Raw genomic sequence first — 18,650 nt, 5'->3', positions numbered from 1 at the left:
GTTTAGGGTTTCGCCTTTTTTGTTTACTTTTTCATGTGCCGCGTCTGGATTGGCTTTTAGATATTCCCCAAGACGTCTTCTGCCTTGCACGTGTTTGTATAAACGAGCTGGAAGATATGGATCTAATTTTTCAGCAGGTAAAGGCGTGTCTGGTTCACATAACACACCCTTAATATTATCTTTGTGTAGTCTTTCTAATTTTTGAGCTTCGAGATAAAGCTTTTTGGCAAGGCTTAAGCTGAACATCCCACATTCAGAGGAGCTTCGTTGAATATCCATTTCTACCATGGCAAAATGAATATTCGGAAATTGGTGATGTTCAATGGATTGTCGCGTCCTTAATGCAAGTAATGCGGGAAGCGTGTCACGCAGTAAGGTCGGTTCAAAAAAGATCAAAGATGTTTTATTATCAATGGTTTGATGATCGACAACCGCAAAATGAATTCCCCTATCTTGTGCGTTAACAATAAATCTGGAAGATGTTATACCACGCTCGAAAGTATCTTTGAGTGCAAGGGCAAAGCCGTCAGGGGGGCTTGTAAGTTTGAGATTCATCTCTGGATATTTACGATTTGCTTGATCGACCAAGGCTGGCATCATGTAAAGATCTAAAATATCATAATAATTTTTGATCCAACTGCCATCGGCATTATGCTGTTCTAAACCAGCAACAATATCTTTTAACTCGGCACGGTTGAAAGGGGTGTTTTTTATTTTTTCAATGTTAAGCCGTTCTAAATGTGCAGTAAGAGTGTCTAATGATGCATTTGCATGCGCTCCTTCAGGTGCGCTTGCTCCTTCTGGTGTTTGTGAGGAATGAGGTGGGGGAGAATCTTGTGGCTTCATAATCTTAGCCTCTATGTTGATGATCGATAAGTGATATTATCTTCTTCAATTTTGGCTAAACAATGTTTTGAAAAACAAGCCTTTGCATCTTGAAAGGTGAGGCGATGAGAGCATAATGATGCCGTTTTCATATTTTTATGCGTGTATTGCTCATCATTGCTGTGATGTATTATATTGGTATTTTATGGGGGGATTATTAGGGCGTTCTATTGGGAGCCCGTGAATACGGCTTGTTTTGAAAATCTCAAAATTATAGAGTTGTTGGTGATGCAAAAGAAAACAGTCAGAAAAAGACGAAAGATACCTTCAAACCGTAAAGTTTTAAACATTGTCGCAAGACACACTGTTTTATAACAGTCTATAATAACTTATAATAGCCTATAATAATGCGAAAATTTTATGATGAAATCTGGACACAGAAAACCCCTTACCGCACCCGTCATTAAATACGATTTTTCAGATTCTGTCAACCGCAAAACGATTATTTTTCCTCCTTTATCGCGGGAAAAATCTACAGAAAAAAGCTCATTCATTGGCTATGCAGCAAAATATCTTGTTTTAATGGAAAAGTTTTTGATGTGGCAAAAAACATTTTCTCCTTTGAGAAAGGAGGGGACAAGATGAAGGGAGAATTGTGGTTTTGAAATCCGTGGTATTTTATTGATGGAATTGGGAAGGCGGTGGTTGGAAGGTATTGCGGGGGCAAAGCTTTAGGTATTGCGCAGGGGGTGTTCCGAGGGGGGTGACGAGGTGGGGGGCTCGTGGGTGCTTAGAGGGTGATGGCCCTTCGAGTGGCTGTTGGGGTCTCTAAAGATTTCTGTATAAAGATTTATTGAGTAAATGCTTTTTCTCCTTTGAGAAAGGAGGGGACAAGATGAAGGGAGAATTGTGGTTTTGAAATCCGTGGTATTTTATTGATGAAATTGGGAAGGCGGTGGCTGGATGGTGTTTGCGGGGCAAAGCTTTAGGTGTTGGCGATTTGTGCGGGTGAATTGGGGCTATGCTGGCTGTCGTATTAGTGGTGATGTGATGGGGGGGAGGGTTATCGGTGCAGTTGTTGATGAGGGAGGAGATTGTTGGTAGGGGCTTTTTCTTTCGTTTAAGGGATGATGCTTTTAATTGTGTCAAAAATCAACGGGTTGTTTTAATGATAAGCTATTTATTTATAGTGGATATTTTATCGTTATTTATCTTGAATGAGAAACCCAGATTATGCTGAAATAAAAGCCATAGCTCTTGTCCGTCATAAGATCAGAAGAGCCATATAGAATTGTACAAGAAAAGATGTAAAATGACGATAATGAATTATCTGAAGAGCTAAGGATGTCGCGATATTGGGGGAAGCGTATGATGAGGGTGGTTTGTTACAATGGGGGGTAGAGGGGAGAATGTTGCTGTTTTAAAGAGGGGGCAATATTTATCCTGCCCATGCCGTGAATATGCTGTGAAATATTGTCCTTTGAGGCATGGATAAGTGAGGTATGGGTAGATATAAGGTTAAGTCTCTTTGACAGTTGAAGTATTTTTTTTAAGGGCGTGGTGGATATTTTTAAGCTTGTTTGTTGTGCGCTTTAAGCTTGTTAACCCATGAAATTTTATGAAAGGGCAAGCTCAGTGGATCTCAAGTGTCATTTGCCAAAAGGGGGCTTTACAAAGGCGCTGGTTATAAAGAGGCATGTTATAAAGGAGGGGGAGAATCTTTATCCTGTGAGGGGGAGGAAATGATGGGTGTTTTAGCCAAGGCTCTTTTGGGTAGAACTGTCAAAATGTTTATAAAGGGCATCAAGAATAATACGCAACGAACCAACAAGATTAGGCAGCGGTTGATCTTCTATAACAAGATAGTGTAATGCCGCATGAAAGTTGTGTTGACGATGTAGATATTGTGCTTCTTTAATCGCTTCTTGCATAGCTTCATAGTGTTCGGTTGCTCTTTGGACCCATTGCTTTTTTGCTTTCTCATCTGATGCGCTGTGCGTAAAACCATCATAATAACCGTTTGGTAAACCTTTTGCACATAAATAGTCGTTTCTAATTTGCAAGTATTGTTGCGCCGTGTCATATTGCTCTTTACTGATGCCTGATGAAGCCTCTTTATAGCCAAGCAAACAAAGACGCCCAATATAGGTTCCGACAAGCGGATTTTTTGCTTCTTCGAAGCTTAAACCAAAGTGTTTTGCACGCATTTCAATCGCAGATTGAAGCGCAGATTCGCTGGAATTTTGGGCACGTGAAATACAGCTATTGGGCTCTCGCTTTCCTGTTATTTTCGATCTACCGCGTTTTTTACGTATTTTCATGAACTTAACCATTTGAATGAAAAAGAAACTGTCTGTTGATGGGGGACAGTGATGTAAAAAGCACTTGGCGCAAATATTGGGGGGAGCAAATACTTAAGAGGGGGAAAATACTTAAAAAGAGGAAAATACTGGGGGAGTGAGCAAATACTGGGAAATATCAGCCGTTGCAGATCAAAAAACAAACGATACTAAAGGCGTTTTAAATGCAAAGAAAAGCAACGGTGTGGGGCGAAAAAATCATCTTTAAGGTGGTTTCTTACCTTTTTTATCTTATCCCTATCAGTCTTATCTTCCGCCCCTGTCATGCTTATTTTTTTATTGCTAGCGGATTATTTGCTTTTTAAATATTTCTTAACTGTTCTTGAGAGATTGAAGGAAAATTTTTGTCAAATGTGAATGAAAAAATAACAATGGATTTCAAGGGCATGTCATCGTCTTTCTAATAGGAAGTTTTTTCTAATGGGATTATTTGTCTCTTTTTTCACGAGCGCTTTGTGGAAATTTTTCAATTCCACTTTTGAAAGGTCATTGTTTTCTTAAGTTGGAAGCTTTTTATTTGGGTTCTCTTATTTTTTTGTTGTTGGGCGCTTTCCCAAGATATTTGATATACATCACGCTGTTAAGCATACTTTTATCCTTTATAGGAGATATATTGTCTTCTGTTGAGTGGCAGAGAGCGGCAAAAAGCAAACCTCTACATTCTATTATAATAGCATAAGATGCCCTATATTTTCAAATAAAATATCGTTTATCGGCTTAAAATAAACTGTGAATGATCTCGCTATTTTGTTTGGTGTATCCTTTATAGCGTATAAAAATCTCCGTTTTAATGGATCTCATCATAAGACGAGGGGATGTCGTTTAAAGGACGGAATGCATTATCGAAAGAAGCTGTTTTTATAAGTGGAAAATGCCTTTATAAAAAGATGCTTTTATAGGAGATGCCTTGATGAATGTAGGGGCTGTGAGATATTTCATCTTTAATGAAGAATTTTTAAAATGAAGCCTTTTTGATTAAGAAGCTTTCAAATGAGGATTAAGGTTGTTTGTCGCACGTTTTTCATACTGGATAATCGATTGCTTGTTTGACTTTGTTTTGTGTTGCTTTTTAAAGAGCCATGTCTTAGGGCTCTCTTTTGCCCATTTTTCAAGGGTGCTCATGAAGGGTATAACGATAAAGTCCCCAATGAAATCCATATAAAGTTTGAATAATATAAAATCTATTGCACACTTCCATTTTTACGCTTGTGAAGAAGAAAGTCCGTAGCATCACACATTTTGCCAGTCCTCTTGATCAAGACGTTTTACTCTATAGAGAAAGGGCAACAATGCTTTTAAAGACCTTGGGGTGGAGGGGGAAAATTGAAAGAGAAGAGGGACATCTATTTATTTACGAGACCGTGAAGGACAGTTTCTCTCTCTGGATGAAAAAGATTTTGTGCAATTTAATTATGGAATTGTGAGAGGCGCTGGTATTCATGCGGCGGCGTGCCAAATAATTAATCCTTATCATTTTAGGGCTTTGCCAGATTGACAACGAGGCTTTAAGGCAAAGGGATTGGAAATTTTTGAGGAAAAGGTAAGCCGTCCAGTGATTACGTTGTGCACTCGAGAAAGCTTGAGAAGAGGCAATGACTAAGGTTGATTTGGGACTGAGGTTGATCTTGGCCGCGTGCTTGGCTTTCAATAGAACACCCTTCCTTGGGAAAAGGGGTGTTTTGGCTTGTAAGCGTGCATGTATAAGCGCGTATAGGGCAATGAATAAAATATTTAGAAGGGAGATTATAGTGCTTGCATTACTCTGAGAAGGGTGCTAAGCGAATTTACCGCGCTGGTGGCGTGCTATCAAATATTGAAGAGTGGGAATTTTAGAAGTGGGGGAGTATCCGTATGATCGAAGATAAATCACAACACCAATCTGCCCATAAGGGAGATAAGGCTTTTGTATCGCAGCCAGTGTTGGATCAATCAGAAGCTTTCAAAAAATGGACGGCTCTCTCAACAGGCGATTATATCATCATTTGTTGTTTGGCTATCCTCTTGTTGGTGCTTTTTTCCGCGTCTGCCTATATGAGCCCTTTGGAATTTTTTCACGTTATATCCAAGGAACAGCTCCAAGCACTGGGAAAAATGAAACAAGAAAGTCTTCAGGAAAGTCTTAAACACCCATTCCAAAATCCTATAATTCAGCACGTTCTTGATGCGGGGTGGAATAGTGTTTGGGCTTTTTTATGTCTCTTGCCGCAAATAATTTTTGGCGTTCTTTTTGGGTTGTTTCCGCTCTTTTTTGTCTTTAACGCCGTATTTAAACGGGATGTGAAGGAAATGATGCTACAATGGGAAAACTTACCAGAGCAGAAACAGCTAGACAACCAATCTCTTAACAGAAGACAATAGGGGGAAAAGTGAGCGCTTCTTTAATCATTGGAATGTTGATTGCCGTAGGGACGGCAATTTTTATTTGTTCTGCAATTTTTATGGTATTCCTTTCTACCGTGGTGACAATCGTTGTACTTTATTATTCGTTGATAAAACGGACAATCTTGTTATTGGCGACGCAGCGAAAATTAAAAAAGGGTGCAGCGCAGAATTTGAGGCATAATCAGGCAGAGGGTAGGGGACAGAATACAGTTCTTGCAACACAGTTGCGTGCCTTTTCTTTTCAAGAATCTTTGCTTCTCTCAAAAAAAGATTATTTTATGATCTTTTCTATCGCCTTCGTTATGGTTGCACTTAGCACAGGTGTTGTCGTTTTTTCAGCTTTTCTTCCAAAATCTGCGGTTTTTTTGCACAATTACGTGCCTATGATGGTGCTTCACATTATTGATTTTGTCATGCGACTGCTGTTTTGGGTCTGGACATGTATTGTTGTTTCTTTACCTGTCATTTTAATTCTCCATAGTCTCCTTCAGTATGGCGTGCAAGAAACAGTAAAGGAATTAGAAACATTTGCTTGAGAAGAAAATAAAAATGATGATTTCACATCAATGCGATAGGGAAAAAAAGGGAGCATTATGATGCAGTATTTGGTTTTTTTAGGGTTCATTATCATTGCCATTTTAATGGTTATGGTTATGGTCAGGTTTCCTTACCTGTTGATCAAATATATCAGGTTATCTTTTAAACTCTCTCAAGGCTTGAAAAAGAGTACGATGCAACAAAAGCAAGCCATACAACAATTGCGCAATGATCTGGGAGAAATGAAAAGACACAATCTCGCCCATAAGACCCTTGATGCGAAAATGCGCTTTCTTAACTTCAAAGAATATCTGCCTTTTTATTCAAAAGAATGTAAAATAATCTTTTTTATCCTTATTCTCTTTTCTGTTTTGCAATCTGCTTTCTCTATTGCAAATTTGGTATGGTGGAAAAATGATAGTGTTGCCTTTATCATGCAGCTGTTGAGCCTTATATGGTTAGGGGTTCTTCTCTTTTTTCCGATCATTGGGATCATGTGCATAAAATTAACGAGAAAATTGAACAAAATACTTCCACAATTGGAAGAAGCGATACAACAACGCGATCAGGCAATGCGTATGCAGAATGTGGAAGGGGGACAAAATGACGAGTAGTCTTATAACATTAATAGCCATTTCTTTCCTGTGTTTTACGCTCTTAAATGTTTTAATATGGGCGCCAATCGTTGTCATTTATTACCTGTTTATCAAGCGTGCGCGGCTTTATTGTCGCGTGAAAAAGGAACTGAAATGCGTGCTGAATGAACGCGATATCGCCTTAAAACAGAACTCCCCAAAATAAAAGCAGCAGAATGTTTGATAAAAAGCAGCTTTCTCTTGTTTGGCAAGACTATAAAAAAATATTCTATCTTTCTACGGTCATGGCGACTGCTCCAATAGTTATAACTGTTGTCGTTAAGATATGGAGAGGGCAGGACTTTGTTTCTCTTGTCGTATTCGAGCCACTGGCATGGCTGCTTGCCTGTACTTTTTTATTCTTACCGATTGTTTTTATTATGCGTTTTATCGTGACCCGTCAGTTGAACAAAATGATACGGCAATTAGAAGAAGAGGTTGAGCAGAAAGGAGCTCCCGTCATATTATACGATGTGAGCGAGGGGAAAAAGTGAAGAGAGGCTTTTGTTGAGCCTTGCTTTTGACTTGTTCATTAAGGAGCATGGGGTGCACTTCTCGTTTTATGCCTTTTTATATTTGTGTCGTGTTTTTTTAAAGAATTGAGGCTCTTGCTTGAGTTGGTGCTCTTGCTTGAGTGCTGAGAGGAAAGTGAAGAGGGCTTTTATTGAGCCTTGCCTTTGACTTGTTCATTAAGGAGCATGGGGGACACTTCTCGTTTTATGCCTTTTTATATTTGTGTCGTGTTTTGAAAAGAATTGAGGCTCTTGCTTGAGTAGGATTCTTGCTTGAGTGCTGAGGGGAAAGTGAAGAGAGGCTGCTCTTGGGTTTCACTTGCTGTTTCTGTTCTCTTAAAGAGAGAAAATCTTGTAACTTATTTTCTTTTTATCAAGCATAAAAATGTGTCTTACCAAGCGATATTGAGAGCGAAAAATCTATACTTAAAGCAAAAGATATTCTGGTGTTTGGGGAAGAAAAGCCCATTTTTTGCAGGTGGAGAGGCAAGACGCATAGAGAAGGTGAGCCAAAAGCACACGTTTTGCTCCATAGAAAGTGTAACAGTGCTTTTAAAGAGCTTGGGGTGGAGGGGGAAAATTGAAAGAAAAGAGGGACATCTATTTATTTACGAGACCGTGAAGGACAGTTTCTCTCTCTGGATGAAAAAGGTTTTGTGCAATTTGGTTATGGAATTGTGAGAGGCGCTGGTATTCATGCGGCGGCTTGCCAAATGATTAATCCTTATCATTTTAGGGCTTTATCATTTTGGGGGGGGCCAGATTGACAACGAGGCATTGAGGCAAAGGGGTGGATTTTAAGGCAAAGGGATTGAAAATTTTTGAGGAAGAGGTAAGCGTAGGGCGTGTCGTGTGCTTGAGGAAGCTTTAGATAAGGGCAATGAATGAGGTTGATCTTGTCCGCGTGCTTGGCTTTCAATAGAACACCCTTCCTTGGGAAAAGGAAATTGTTCTATCTCTCAAGTGGACTCTTCTTTGCTACACTACCTTGGGGCTTTGGTATTGAGGGCTGATGTTAACATTTGGCAGCTTTCTCATAAAAACTTTATGGAAGATGAAAGTTTGGGCTTTGAAAAAAAATATCGAAAAAATCTATTTGGTCCGGTTTTGTTGATGATTCAAATCGTCATAAAGACAAAGCAACTTCGTTACGATTTTCTTGCACTCGTTTGCTTCTTCTTTGGAAAGCAGCTTATCTTCCTGAAAATAAAAAGAGCACTTAGAATTTTAGAACCATAGACCCAAATTTGTGCAATAGAAGAAGATATTTTTATAAAAATTTGATCGAGGAGAAAAGAGAAGCCTTAAGACAATAGGGGGTACACTGTGAGCGATGAAAACATGATGTTTGAAGGTGATGGAAAAAAATGCACCGCTGATATTGTCTTTATAAAAGATGAGGGATACAAGCGCTTGATATTGATGAACCCTCATTCATTGTGAGGACGAAAGCTTCGGTTCATGAAAATGGCTTAGAAATTGAAACAAATGAGGGATAAAAAATGAGGGGCAATGGAAAAAATGCATCATTGGGTGAAGAACCACGGTCTTTTGCGCTTGAAGAAGCGTTTTTGACAAGCAAAAATTATAAAGTCATTTTTTTCATTGCTTTCATTGTGGCAGCTTTAAGAACGGCTCTCTTCATACCAATGTTGCTTGAGTGGAAGTTGGCGGGGTGGGAAGGGGATGTCATAACAATTCTCTTTTGCATCGTGCAGGTTATATTAGATTTAATTTTTGTACTCATTCCTGTTGCCTTTGTGGTCCGTATCATCTTTACGCGTTTGTTGAAAAAAAAGATCGATAAGTTGGATCAAGAAATCTGGCAGCGAAGAAAAACCGCTTCTCAACAAAACAGCGCGTGAAGGGAGGGCAGAAAATGAATACTGGTCTTTTATATATTCTCATGTGTTGTAGGAGCACTTCTCTTCGTGCGATGTTTGAAGGTGATGGAAAAAAATGCACCGCTGATATTGTCTTTATAAAAAATGAGGGATACAAGCGCGTGATATTGATGAACCCTCATCCATTGTGAGGACGAAAGCTTCAGTTCATGAAAATGGCTTAGAAATTGAAACAAATGAGGGGTAAAAAATGAGGGGCAATGGAAAAAATGCATCATTGGATGAAGAACCACGGTCTTTTTCGCTGGAAGAAGCGTTTCTGACAAGCAAAAATTATAAAGTTATCTTTTGCATTGCTTTCATTGTGTCAGCTTTTATAATGGCATTCTTTATGTTTTTTAAGTGGGATTTGACAGGGTGGTGGAATTATATCCTATTCATTTTAACATTAATATTGGTTTTTATATCAGCGCTTCTTTTTGTACTCATTCCTGTTGCCTTTGTGGTTCGTATCATTTTTACACGTTTGTTGAAAAAAAAGATCGAGCAGTTGGATCAAGCACTCTGGAAGCGAAGAAAAACGGCTTACCAACAAAACAGCGTGTGAAGGGCGGGCAGAAAATGAATACTGGTCTTTATATATTCTCATGCATTGTAGGAGAGTTTCTATTCGTACGATGTTTGAAGGTGATGGAAAAAATGCACCCTTGATATTGTCTTTATAAAAGATGAGGGATACAAGCGCTTGATATTGATTGAACCCTCATTCATTGTGAGGACGAAAGCTTCGGTTCATGAAAATGGCTTAGAAATTGAGACAAATGAGGGGTAAAAAATGAGGGGCAATGGAAAAAATGCACCATTGGATGAAGAATTACGGTCTTTTGCGCTTGAAGAAGCGTTTCTGACACGCAAAAATTATAAAGTCATCTTTTGTATTGCTTTCATTGTGGCAGCTTTAAGAACGGCTCTTCGCTTCGTACCCATGTTGCTTGGGTGGAAGTTGGCGGAGTGGGAAGGGGATGTCGTGGCAGCTCTCTTGTTAATCATGTGGCTTATATCATGGTTTATTTTTTTGTTCATCCCTGTTGCCTTTGTGGTTCGTATCATTTTCACGGTTATGTTGAAAGAAAAGATCGATATGTTGGAGCAAGCAATCTGGAAGCGGAGAAAAACCGCTTCTCAACAAAACAGCGCATGAAGGGGCGGAGAAAATGATAGATATTAAAATGATGGATATTATTGTTGTACTCTCGTGGGGTGTGGGCTTGACGCTTTTCACGCTGCTTTCTGCCGTGGTCGTGATGTTTATTTGGGCATTGTATTACTCTACTTTCAAGCGGGTGAGACTGTATTGCCAAGTGACAAAAGAATTAAGCCGCGTGCTTGAACAACCTGTCGCTTTTGAGCCGTCTAGTGGAGCAACGCCGATGATTAAGCTGTTATCTGAGGAAAAAGAGTTTTCTCTTTCTGATGAGGAAATCTTAACGATGGAAAGTGCAACGGCGCTTTTAAAGAGTTTGGGGTGGAAGGTGGAAATTGAAGGAAAAGGAGATCATTTGGCCACCTATTATTTACCAGATCGTGAAGTGCAGTTTCTTTATAATGCTGAGAAGGGGTATCCGCGATTTGATTGTGCAATTGCGGTGGTTTCTGGTATCCATGCGGCGGCTTGCCAAACAATAGACCCTTATAATTCTGGAGGTTTGATTGCTCTTGAATTGAGTTTTGATGTGAAGGGGTTGGAAATTTTTGAAGAAAAGGTAAGCGTTGGATGTTTACGTCGTGCACTCGAGAAGGCTTTAGAAAAGGCAATGACTGAGGTTGATCTTGGCAAGATGCTTCACTCTCAATATAGAATCTTGCCTTGGGAAAACAAAATTTTGGTCCCTCGGTTGGCTTCTTATTCCCTGCGTTATCTTGCGGCTCTGGCTTTGATGGGCGATGTTGAAACTTTACACTCTTATCAGAAAAGCTTTATGGAAGGTGAGAAGCTGGGCTTTGAAACAAGTATCGAAGAGGAGCATCTGGAACGCGCAATGGTGATTGCTCAGGCGGTAGAAAAGACAAAGCAACCCAGTTACGATTTGCTTCAACAGGCGGCAAAGGATTTTTCCATGGAGGTAGAAAGCTATGAATGTTTTAGAGCCTCAGATCCCAATTTGTGCAATAGAAGAAGAGATTCTTATGAAAAATTGATCGAGGAAAAAAGAGAAGAATTAAGGCAACAGGGATATTTTGTTTACGAAAAGGACGCGATTTGTGAGGTTGATGGAAAAAACTATCGTCCCGATATTCTTTACATAAAGGATGGGGAGTTAGAATATATGGATGTAGAAATTAGGATTGATGAAAAAATTTATTGAGAAAAATAAAGAGTTTAGATAAGTTAAAAAGAGCTTAAACCTAAAAATAATGCGTAAAAAGCGCGAAGCGTAAAAGCAGAGGGGAACAATGCAGGAGAAAAAAGCAACATTTGAAGAGTCTTTCTTTTCATTTAGAAAATTTATGGTGTCTTCAGTGGAAAGGCGCAAAGGGGTGGGACGGTGTAAAATAATAGGGCACCGCTTTTTCATCATGTTTTGTACATGCCTTATCATGATGGCTTTAGAAGTTCCTGCGGGTGCAAAGTCTCTGGTACAGCCGTTGCAATGGACAAGATGGGAAGGAATTGGTTCTCTTATTTTTCTCTTACCAGTGTTGATATGGTTTTGTCTTCTCACACCCCTTCCTATTTTGTGGGGCATTTGTCGTTTTAAAGAGCGTAAATTGGAAAAAATAAAGAAAAAACTAAAAGAAAAAATAAAGCAGCAAGAGATTAATCAATGAGGTTATACGCATGAGGAGTGAGGCCGCGGTTTTTGTTTTGTTTCTGCCGATTGGATGTTTTCTTCTAAATGCAGTTACAGTTTTTGCCATTTTTGTGAATATGATTATTGTGGCGCCTTATTATTCTTTAATAAAGCGTTTGAGGCTCTATTACAGAGTGAAAAAACAAAGACGTTTGATGAAAGAACATCCACAGCGTTTTTGTTTCTTTGAAAAAAGCGGAAAAGGGAAAGAGAGAGTGCCGCAAAACTTAGCACTAGAAACAAAGATAAGTTCCTATTCGTTAAAAAAATGGCTCGCTTTTTCACGCAAAGATTATATCCTCCACGCATGCCTCTCTTTCATCATTATATTTTTCAAAGCTTATGTCTATGTGATTTTCTTTAAAGGGATAGATGAGATAGATGAGAGCAGATTTGAATATTTTGCCATTCTCTTGCTTTTCTGGTTTTTTTTATCGGTATGTATTTTTGCAACGATCCCTGTTGTTGTGATCCTTCGTGAAATTTTAACTCATCGATTGAAAAAGAAGATTCAGCAATTGGAAGAAGTGACTGAAGCAACCCAATCAATCAATTTATAAAGAGAAGGGAATAAAATGCATTACGCAATGGCGGCAGCTTACACGCTGATTTTGATCATTCTGCTGGGGGGTATTTTTGATTTTTTCTTAACAATACCCATTGTGGCACTGTATATTTCTTTTATCAAGCGTTTGATCTCGTATTACAAGGTTACCAAACAATTAAATGCAGCGCTGAAAAAGCGCATGTAGTGCTCGTGTCATGGGGGGCATAAGTTTTAGATCATGCCATTGCTTCATGACTTGGGAGGAGGGCATCGATTGTTTTTCTCATTTTACGCTGATCTCTGGGGGAAAAGGGCTGTTGGCAATGAATAGGCTGGTGACAAGCTTGTAATAGGCTTGTATAGGCTTTAATGGGGCGGTTTATCGGAAGTTTTGTTGTTTTCTGTGAATTTGCAAAATCGTAAAAACGTGAAACTGTAAAAAGGCGTGTGGTTGCTCAAGAGCCGTGATGGTTGTGGGGCGCTTGGGGAGAAGAGGGTGCCAATGGAGGCGTAATGGTTGGATTGTGCAATGCGTCAAAATTGGAATGGGGTAATGGGGAATTGGGGTAATGGAGGGCGTTGGGGGAAAAGGGCTGATGGCAATGAATAGGCTGGTGATAGGCTTTAATGGGGCGGTTTATCGGAAGTTTTGTTGTTTTCTGTGAATTTGCAAAATCGTAAAAACGTGAAACTGTAAAAGCGGGTGTGGTTGGTCAAGAGCCGTGAGAGTTGTGGGGAGGATATGGGGAGAAAAGGTGCCAATGGAGGCGTGAAGGTTGGATTGTGCAATGCGTCAAAATTGGAATGGAGGGCGTTGGGGGAAAAGGGTTGATGGCAATGAATAGGCTGGTGATAGGTTTGTAATAGGCTGATGATAGGCTTTAATGGGGCGGTTTATCGGAAGTTTTGTTGTTTTCTGTGAATTTGCAAAATCGTAAAAACGTGAAACTGTAAAAGCGGGTGTGGTTGGTCAAGAGCCGTGAGAGTTGTGGGGAGGATATGGGGAGAAAAGGTGCCAATGGAGGCGTGAAGGTTGGATTGTGCAATGCGTCAAAATTGGAATGGAGGGCGTTGGGGGAAAAGGGTTGATGGCAATGAATAGGCTGGTGATAGGTTTGTAATAGGCTGATGATAGGCTTTAATGGGGCGGTTTATCGGAAGTTTTGTTGTTTTCTGTGAATTTGCAAAATCGTAAAAACGTGAAACTGTAAAAGGGTGTGTGGTTGGTCAAGAGCCGTGAGAGTTGTGGGGAGGATATGGGGAGAAAAGGTGCCAATGGAGGATGGTTGGATTGTGCAATGTGTCAAAATTGGAATGGGGTAATGGGGAATGGGGGAATGGAGGGCGTTGGGGGAAAAGGGCTGATGTGGCAATGAATAGGCTTGTATAGGCTTGTAATAGGCTTTAATGGGGCGGTTTATCGGCAGTTTGCTTGTTTTCTGTGAATTTGCAAAATCGTAAAAACGTGGAACTGTAATAGGGCGTGTGGTTGGTCAAGAGCCGTGAGAGTTGTGGGGAGGATATGGGGAGAAAAGGTGCCAATGGAGGATGGTTGGATTGTGCAATGTGTCATTGGAATGGGGGAATGGAGGGCGTTGGGGGAGAAGGGGTGATGGCAATGAATAGGCTTGTATAGGCTTGTAATAGGCTTTAATGGGGCAGTTGATCGGAAGTTTGTTGTTTTCTGTGAATTTGCAAAATCGTAAAAACGTGGAACTGTAATAGGGCGTGTGGTTGGTCAAGAGCCGTGATGGTTGTGAGAGGGGGATAAGCCCGTGTGAGAAGGGTTAGAAAAACGTTTGGTTTTGGAGCTGTTGATATAGGCATGCTGTTTAGAGGCGTAAGGGAGGGGGATTGTTCGTTCTCAAAGCCTATGATGTAAGAGAGTATGAGTTATTTAAGAGGGCGTTCGGGTATGGATAGAGATTGAAGGGGCTCGGCTTCTTTGCAAAGCAGAGGTATTGATCATAAGTTTTGTTTATTCATATGGTTTTTTATGGCATCCAGTACCTGTTGGCTTATCTCCTGATGGGGCAGCCGTCGTAAACCTTTTGGGGTTGTTTTTTGTCCTAATTGAATGGGGATAAAATCAACTTTGTTTTTGCGTGCGCACTCGAGGATCATTTGATCATGCGTGTTGGAACCAAGAATATGAAGAATACATGGTGGTTTAGGCAAAAGAGCTAACTGCTCAATTAATGCGCAAGAAAATGCATGGGCAGGTGAATGAATCCATAATATGCAATATTTTAGATCATGCCATTGCTTCACAGCTTCTAAAAATTGTGCCTTTGATGCTGCACAATCATAATCCAATGGCACACACATATGCTGTTTTTGCAATGCCTCAAGCTGGACTTTATGGGAAAGAAAGCGTGCAGCAATAATCACTTCTTGCGGCTCTAGTGATTGATACAAAGGGGCAAGCATCCCTGTGCCCCCTACCACTAAATAACGATAGTGCGCATCCTTTTTTTTCATGCCCCCTCCCTTATTGCTTTAAATCCCACCTCTTTGCTTTAAAAATGTGTACATTTCATCAGCAAGTCTTTCACAACGTGTTTGTACCTCGTCACTTATAACTTTCCAAGTACGACCTTCATCATCTGAGGAAAAATCTTCGTTGGAAGAGGCGATTTGACATTGGAGTGCATAGCCATAAAGCGTGCGCACCAACGGCAATAAATGTTCACACGGTTGTGCGCATTTTTTGGCGGTACTTCCATGAGAGATAAGCCCAACAGGTTTATTTAAAAAGGCATTATAGCTCAAATTATCAAGAGCATTTTTTAAAACACCCGAATAAGACCCTTGATAAACGGGGCTTGCTAGAATAACGCCATCAGCCGCTGCAATGGTTTTTACAAACTTACGAACCGCAGCACTTGGATTAGCCTCAACCTGCTGATGATAATCTGGATCTGTCATCGGCAAGGGCTGTTCACGCAAATCAACCCAATGAAGTGATGCACCCCGCTTTATGAGGCAATCGGCTAAATAATTGGCTAAAGTTCTTGTTAAGGAAGGTTGACGCACAGACCCCAAAATAATTGCTATATTCAACAGGATTCTCCTTTATCTTTTCCCCACAAGCCTATAACGCAAGGCTTATAAAGAATTGTGAGTAAAATGGCGCGTATCATTATGCTGTCCATAAAGAGCAATTGTGATGATATCGCATCATCATAGAATCAGTCCATGCTAACAAGATTGTTGACAAAACAACACCTCAAACTTGTAAGAGAATGTTAGTGCTTTCATTAATATTAAAATGCTTGATCTCAAGAATCGCGGCTGTCTCGTGTCTTAGAAGCGCTTTTATGAATATATTCTGAGCTATTGGCTTGCAAGAACTCTAATGAAAAATGGAATGTATCGTCATATTTTGATTTATAATGATCATTGAGCCTTTTTAATTGAAATAAGAAAGTTGTAAGATTTTCTCATTTCAAATGTTCTTATTGCGCGATCATTTGCAAATCAATGGAAGTTCCTTTTTTTATGTCTTAAGTGGGCGGAAAACAATTGAGAAAAGAATAAAAATGCTTCTGTCTTTTCAAGGGATAAAGACTATCGTAGAAGCTAGATATGCCTGTTTTTGGGGCAGGGGTGGGTTTGTTGTAGGAGCCTTAGGCTAATGGGGGTTGTCCGTGTTGAGGAACGAGTTATGGCGTGGCTTGTCGCAAGGGGAGGGTAAGGCTATTGTAGAGGCCACAGGGGGCGTATATGAATGGTGCCGGATTACATTTTTTATTGAAATAATGGTGGTGATAGAGTTTATAGTAAGGGGATATATTCATGGGGGCACTATTGTTATCCCCTTCATGGGGGCTGTTCATGAAATGGGGGTGATGCGTGTTGGTTTGCAAGTGTTGAGAGATGTTTCTTTAAAACAAGCACGTGAATTGGCAAAAGTATTGGCAACATAAATATGCGATACGAGTGTTCTCTGGGGTGTTCTGTTTGACGATAATGGATGCAATTGTTCTTGAGAGGTTATTCGTGTCTTTATAAAGTCAGGGACAAACAGTTGCATAAAAGGGAAGAGCAAATGAAGGGGGAAAATTCCACATTTTATAACAAACGGTGCTCTCTTGTTTTTGGAAAATCATTTCGTTCTTATAAAGATCATATTATTATTTGTCTTATTTCTATCCTTATTGGGATAGGTTATAAAGCTCTTTTGATCCCATTAGAATCCAAGTGGACGTTGAGTGTATCACAGGATAGCACTCTTTTGGCGCTTTTTGTGCTGCGTGAAGTCATCATGGTGTGTGTTGTTGCCTTGATGCCTGTTTTATTGGTGCTTTATCTCATCTTAACGTATTTGTTGAAAAAAAAGATTCAGCAGTTGGATGAGGCTATCCAGCAACGGGGGCACACAACCGATCAACAAAATAATCCGGTAAAAAACAATAGAGAAAGAATAAGCAGTTTTTTTATCGTATACTTTTGGTTGATATTTCTGCTAAACGTCTTTTTTCCTGCGGGTGTTGTCATGCTCATTTTAGAATTTTATTATTTTATTTTCAAGCGCGTGAGAACGTATCGTAAAGTGAGACGGGCATTAAAACGCGTAAGATAAAGAGAGTGACAAGGCGCTTTTGTAGCTATCGTGAGGGGTAAGAGGCAATGTTTAGAAGCTCTCGTGACACAAGAAGAGGGGAGGATGAATGGTTGGAAAATCATCAGACAAAGAAGAGAGCCTATTTTCTTTTGTAATGAGGAGGATGCTCTTAATCATTGGGAAGAGTAACCGCGCTTTTAGAAAGTTGGGGGTTTTTGTTGAAAACAAGGGAAGCGCCATGCATCGCACTTTTCGTGGTTCTTAAAAAAGCGGGCATGAGATAAAGAAATGCATTTTTCATAAAAAAAGGAAGAGCAATGAAGGGGAAAAAGTCAGAATTTTATTCAGCATTTTGTAATGAACTGCGCCATTTTTTCGAAAAAAGTATTTTTTCTGAGAAAGAGCGTGTTGTCATTTGTTTCCTCTCCCTCATTATTGAGTTGTGGAACAGGATTTTCTTTCTCCCATCCTTGGGTAGCAATGGGGAACGGACAGAGTGGTGGGATACACCTCTTTTTCTCTCTCTGTATGCTTTTTGGAAAGTTATTATAGTGTGTGTTTGGGTCTTGTTCCCAGTTATGTTGATACTCTGCATAACATTGTGGCTTTTGTTGAGAAAAAATACTCAAAAATTGAAAGAAATAAACAAGCAACGGGGTAAAATAACCGATCAAAAGGATTGGTATAAAAAAGGCGATAGAGAAAAAAGGGGTGATATTCTTGTCATGATATTTGTTCTCGTGCTTATGTTCGTGACACTGTGGGGTGCTTTTATTCCCATGATGATTTTGGAACTTTATTATGGTGTCTTTAAGCAGGTGAGAACGTATCGCTGTTTAAGAAAAGAACTGAAAAACGTCTTGCAAGAACAGGATACAGCGCTTGAGAAGTCATGAGAGGGAAAAAATAATGAAGAAATTATGAGAGATTCAGCCTTTATAGGGATTGCTCTCTATACCATTTTTCCTCTGAGATGTTTTGGTGCTCTTTATGGGGTGTCCGTAAACATTGCTTTAAAGGAGCAGTGTTGGGTGGCATTGAGTGGAAGAAAAGCCGATACTGGATCAGTGTTGATTAAAGGGAATAAGAGCCCGTGGGGTTTAGAGCCTAGAGTGAACGCTTGGGACTTACTTTATCGTTTGAGGCGTGAGGAAGGAACGGTTTTGCTCGTAGGGGCGCGCGGTATATGGGTTGTTTTCGTATTTTTAGGAGCCTTGTTCATTCAAGCTTTGAAATGAATCCTATTGAAGGTGGGGATGCAGGGTCATTTTCTTGAAAATAGGAGAATTTTTAGGAAGAAAAAGCTGAATTGTGACTATTGTTTATAGATTGGCGTGGTTTGAAAATCTTTATTGTTTGCAATGTGAGGAAGGTAAGAGGGTAGCAAGGTAGCAGGAATATTATTATTTTTATTATGACGCAATCCATAATGGTCTGTGTACTTTTCTTGATTTCGGTGATATTTGGGTTTTGCATCATCATAATGCGTAAATTGGAAAAAAAGATCCAGAAACGAGAAGAGGGAATCTCTGTGTGATAGCAAATAAGCTCTCTGTCACACGGGTCTTTTCAAAGAGTGAGAGGGGAAT

Annotated in this window: 25 protein-coding genes; 21 read left to right on the top strand and 4 right to left on the bottom strand. The window is 39.9% G+C overall.

Annotated elements, in window-relative coordinates; all coding sequences use genetic code 11:
• The coding region (locus tag ACFIJW_RS03985) for a YopJ/AvrA family T3SS effector serine/threonine acetyltransferase (protein ID WP_375633373.1) at positions 1-846 on the bottom strand (846 nt) is incomplete at its 3' end.
• Between the two features lie 399 nt (positions 847-1,245).
• Here ACFIJW_RS03985 and ACFIJW_RS03980 point away from each other — a divergent pair.
• Together ACFIJW_RS03980 and ACFIJW_RS03975 are read left to right on the top strand one after the other, a co-directional pair.
• The gene (locus ACFIJW_RS03980) at positions 1,246-1,470 is read left to right on the top strand and encodes a hypothetical protein (RefSeq protein ID WP_375633372.1); all 225 of its coding nucleotides are present in this window, start codon (positions 1,246-1,248) and stop codon (positions 1,468-1,470) included.
• 318 nt (positions 1,471-1,788) lie between these two features.
• Complete coding sequence (locus tag ACFIJW_RS03975; protein ID WP_375633371.1) at positions 1,789-1,929, top strand: hypothetical protein; 141 nt, start codon at positions 1,789-1,791, stop codon at positions 1,927-1,929.
• A 650-nt stretch (positions 1,930-2,579) separates the two neighbouring features.
• Here the strand turns inward: ACFIJW_RS03975 and ACFIJW_RS03970 are convergent.
• Positions 2,580-3,146, bottom strand: coding sequence for a hypothetical protein (locus ACFIJW_RS03970; protein WP_375633370.1), 567 nt, complete (start codon positions 3,144-3,146; stop codon positions 2,580-2,582).
• A gap of 1,890 nt (positions 3,147-5,036) precedes the next feature.
• Between ACFIJW_RS03970 and ACFIJW_RS03965 the strand changes: the two genes are divergently transcribed.
• The 15 genes from ACFIJW_RS03965 to ACFIJW_RS03895 all read left to right on the top strand — a co-directional run bounded on the left by ACFIJW_RS03965 (position 5,037) and on the right by ACFIJW_RS03895 (position 14,130).
• Positions 5,037-5,543, top strand: a complete 507-nt coding sequence (locus ACFIJW_RS03965) for a hypothetical protein (protein WP_375633369.1) — start codon at positions 5,037-5,039, stop codon at positions 5,541-5,543.
• Positions 5,544-5,551: 8 nt separating this feature from the next.
• Positions 5,552-6,103 (top strand): hypothetical protein, encoded by a 552-nt coding sequence (locus tag ACFIJW_RS03960; RefSeq protein WP_375633368.1) that lies wholly within the window; start codon positions 5,552-5,554, stop codon positions 6,101-6,103.
• A 57-nt stretch (positions 6,104-6,160) separates the two neighbouring features.
• Positions 6,161-6,718: a hypothetical protein gene (locus ACFIJW_RS03955; protein ID WP_375633367.1), complete on the top strand. Its 558-nt coding sequence runs from the start codon at positions 6,161-6,163 to the stop codon at positions 6,716-6,718.
• 197 nt (positions 6,719-6,915) lie between these two features.
• A complete protein-coding gene (locus ACFIJW_RS03950; RefSeq protein ID WP_375633366.1) occupies positions 6,916-7,233 on the top strand; it encodes a hypothetical protein in 318 nt (105 codons plus the stop codon).
• 951 nt (positions 7,234-8,184) lie between these two features.
• The gene (locus ACFIJW_RS03945; RefSeq protein ID WP_375633365.1) at positions 8,185-8,490 is read left to right on the top strand and encodes a hypothetical protein; all 306 of its coding nucleotides are present in this window, start codon (positions 8,185-8,187) and stop codon (positions 8,488-8,490) included.
• A 263-nt stretch (positions 8,491-8,753) separates the two neighbouring features.
• Complete coding sequence (locus ACFIJW_RS03940; RefSeq protein ID WP_375633364.1) at positions 8,754-9,116, top strand: hypothetical protein; 363 nt, start codon at positions 8,754-8,756, stop codon at positions 9,114-9,116.
• Between the two features lie 14 nt (positions 9,117-9,130).
• Positions 9,131-9,286 (top strand): hypothetical protein, encoded by a 156-nt coding sequence (locus ACFIJW_RS03935; RefSeq protein WP_375633363.1) that lies wholly within the window; start codon positions 9,131-9,133, stop codon positions 9,284-9,286.
• A gap of 59 nt (positions 9,287-9,345) precedes the next feature.
• Complete coding sequence (locus tag ACFIJW_RS03930; RefSeq protein WP_375633362.1) at positions 9,346-9,702, top strand: hypothetical protein; 357 nt, start codon at positions 9,346-9,348, stop codon at positions 9,700-9,702.
• Between the two features lie 228 nt (positions 9,703-9,930).
• Entirely contained in the window at positions 9,931-10,296 is a 366-nt protein-coding gene (locus ACFIJW_RS03925) for a hypothetical protein (RefSeq protein WP_375633361.1), read from the top strand.
• Between the two features lie 28 nt (positions 10,297-10,324).
• Positions 10,325-11,461, top strand: coding sequence for a DUF6990 domain-containing protein (locus ACFIJW_RS03920; RefSeq protein WP_375633380.1), 1,137 nt, complete (start codon positions 10,325-10,327; stop codon positions 11,459-11,461).
• Positions 11,462-11,549: 88 nt separating this feature from the next.
• Positions 11,550-11,924, top strand: coding sequence for a hypothetical protein (locus ACFIJW_RS03915; RefSeq protein WP_375627743.1), 375 nt, complete (start codon positions 11,550-11,552; stop codon positions 11,922-11,924).
• A gap of 10 nt (positions 11,925-11,934) precedes the next feature.
• Positions 11,935-12,507: a hypothetical protein gene (locus ACFIJW_RS03910; protein ID WP_375633360.1), complete on the top strand. Its 573-nt coding sequence runs from the start codon at positions 11,935-11,937 to the stop codon at positions 12,505-12,507.
• A gap of 27 nt (positions 12,508-12,534) precedes the next feature.
• A complete protein-coding gene (locus ACFIJW_RS03905) occupies positions 12,535-12,699 on the top strand; it encodes a hypothetical protein (RefSeq protein WP_375633359.1) in 165 nt (54 codons plus the stop codon).
• A gap of 1,018 nt (positions 12,700-13,717) precedes the next feature.
• Positions 13,718-13,870: a hypothetical protein gene (locus ACFIJW_RS03900; RefSeq protein ID WP_375633358.1), complete on the top strand. Its 153-nt coding sequence runs from the start codon at positions 13,718-13,720 to the stop codon at positions 13,868-13,870.
• Positions 13,871-13,983: 113 nt separating this feature from the next.
• Positions 13,984-14,130 (top strand): hypothetical protein, encoded by a 147-nt coding sequence (locus tag ACFIJW_RS03895; protein ID WP_375633357.1) that lies wholly within the window; start codon positions 13,984-13,986, stop codon positions 14,128-14,130.
• A 329-nt stretch (positions 14,131-14,459) separates the two neighbouring features.
• On the opposite strand, the gene ACFIJW_RS03890 is transcribed toward ACFIJW_RS03895, so the two are convergent.
• Positions 14,460-14,975 (bottom strand): short-chain dehydrogenase, encoded by a 516-nt coding sequence (locus ACFIJW_RS03890; RefSeq protein ID WP_375633356.1) that lies wholly within the window; start codon positions 14,973-14,975, stop codon positions 14,460-14,462.
• A gap of 18 nt (positions 14,976-14,993) precedes the next feature.
• A complete protein-coding gene (locus ACFIJW_RS03885; protein ID WP_375633355.1) occupies positions 14,994-15,557 on the bottom strand; it encodes an NADPH-dependent FMN reductase in 564 nt (187 codons plus the stop codon).
• Between the two features lie 587 nt (positions 15,558-16,144).
• Here ACFIJW_RS03885 and ACFIJW_RS03880 point away from each other — a divergent pair.
• The 4 genes from ACFIJW_RS03880 (at position 16,145) to ACFIJW_RS03865 (ending at position 18,299) form a co-directional block, all read left to right on the top strand.
• Entirely contained in the window at positions 16,145-16,423 is a 279-nt protein-coding gene (locus ACFIJW_RS03880; protein ID WP_375633354.1) for a hypothetical protein, read from the top strand.
• Between the two features lie 122 nt (positions 16,424-16,545).
• A complete protein-coding gene (locus ACFIJW_RS03875) occupies positions 16,546-17,079 on the top strand; it encodes a hypothetical protein (RefSeq protein ID WP_375633353.1) in 534 nt (177 codons plus the stop codon).
• Between the two features lie 299 nt (positions 17,080-17,378).
• Entirely contained in the window at positions 17,379-17,957 is a 579-nt protein-coding gene (locus ACFIJW_RS03870; protein WP_375633352.1) for a hypothetical protein, read from the top strand.
• A gap of 24 nt (positions 17,958-17,981) precedes the next feature.
• A complete protein-coding gene (locus ACFIJW_RS03865; RefSeq protein WP_375633351.1) occupies positions 17,982-18,299 on the top strand; it encodes a hypothetical protein in 318 nt (105 codons plus the stop codon).
• The last annotated feature ends 351 nt before the right edge of the window (positions 18,300-18,650 follow it).

The sequence above is a fragment of the Bartonella sp. MM97QHHN genome (genome assembly GCF_042194285.1).
In the GTDB taxonomy this organism is placed as follows: Bacteria; Pseudomonadota; Alphaproteobacteria; order Rhizobiales; family Rhizobiaceae; genus Bartonella.
Note: the sequence above shows the minus strand (reverse complement) of the source record. Positions and strands in the feature narration are given on the sequence as shown.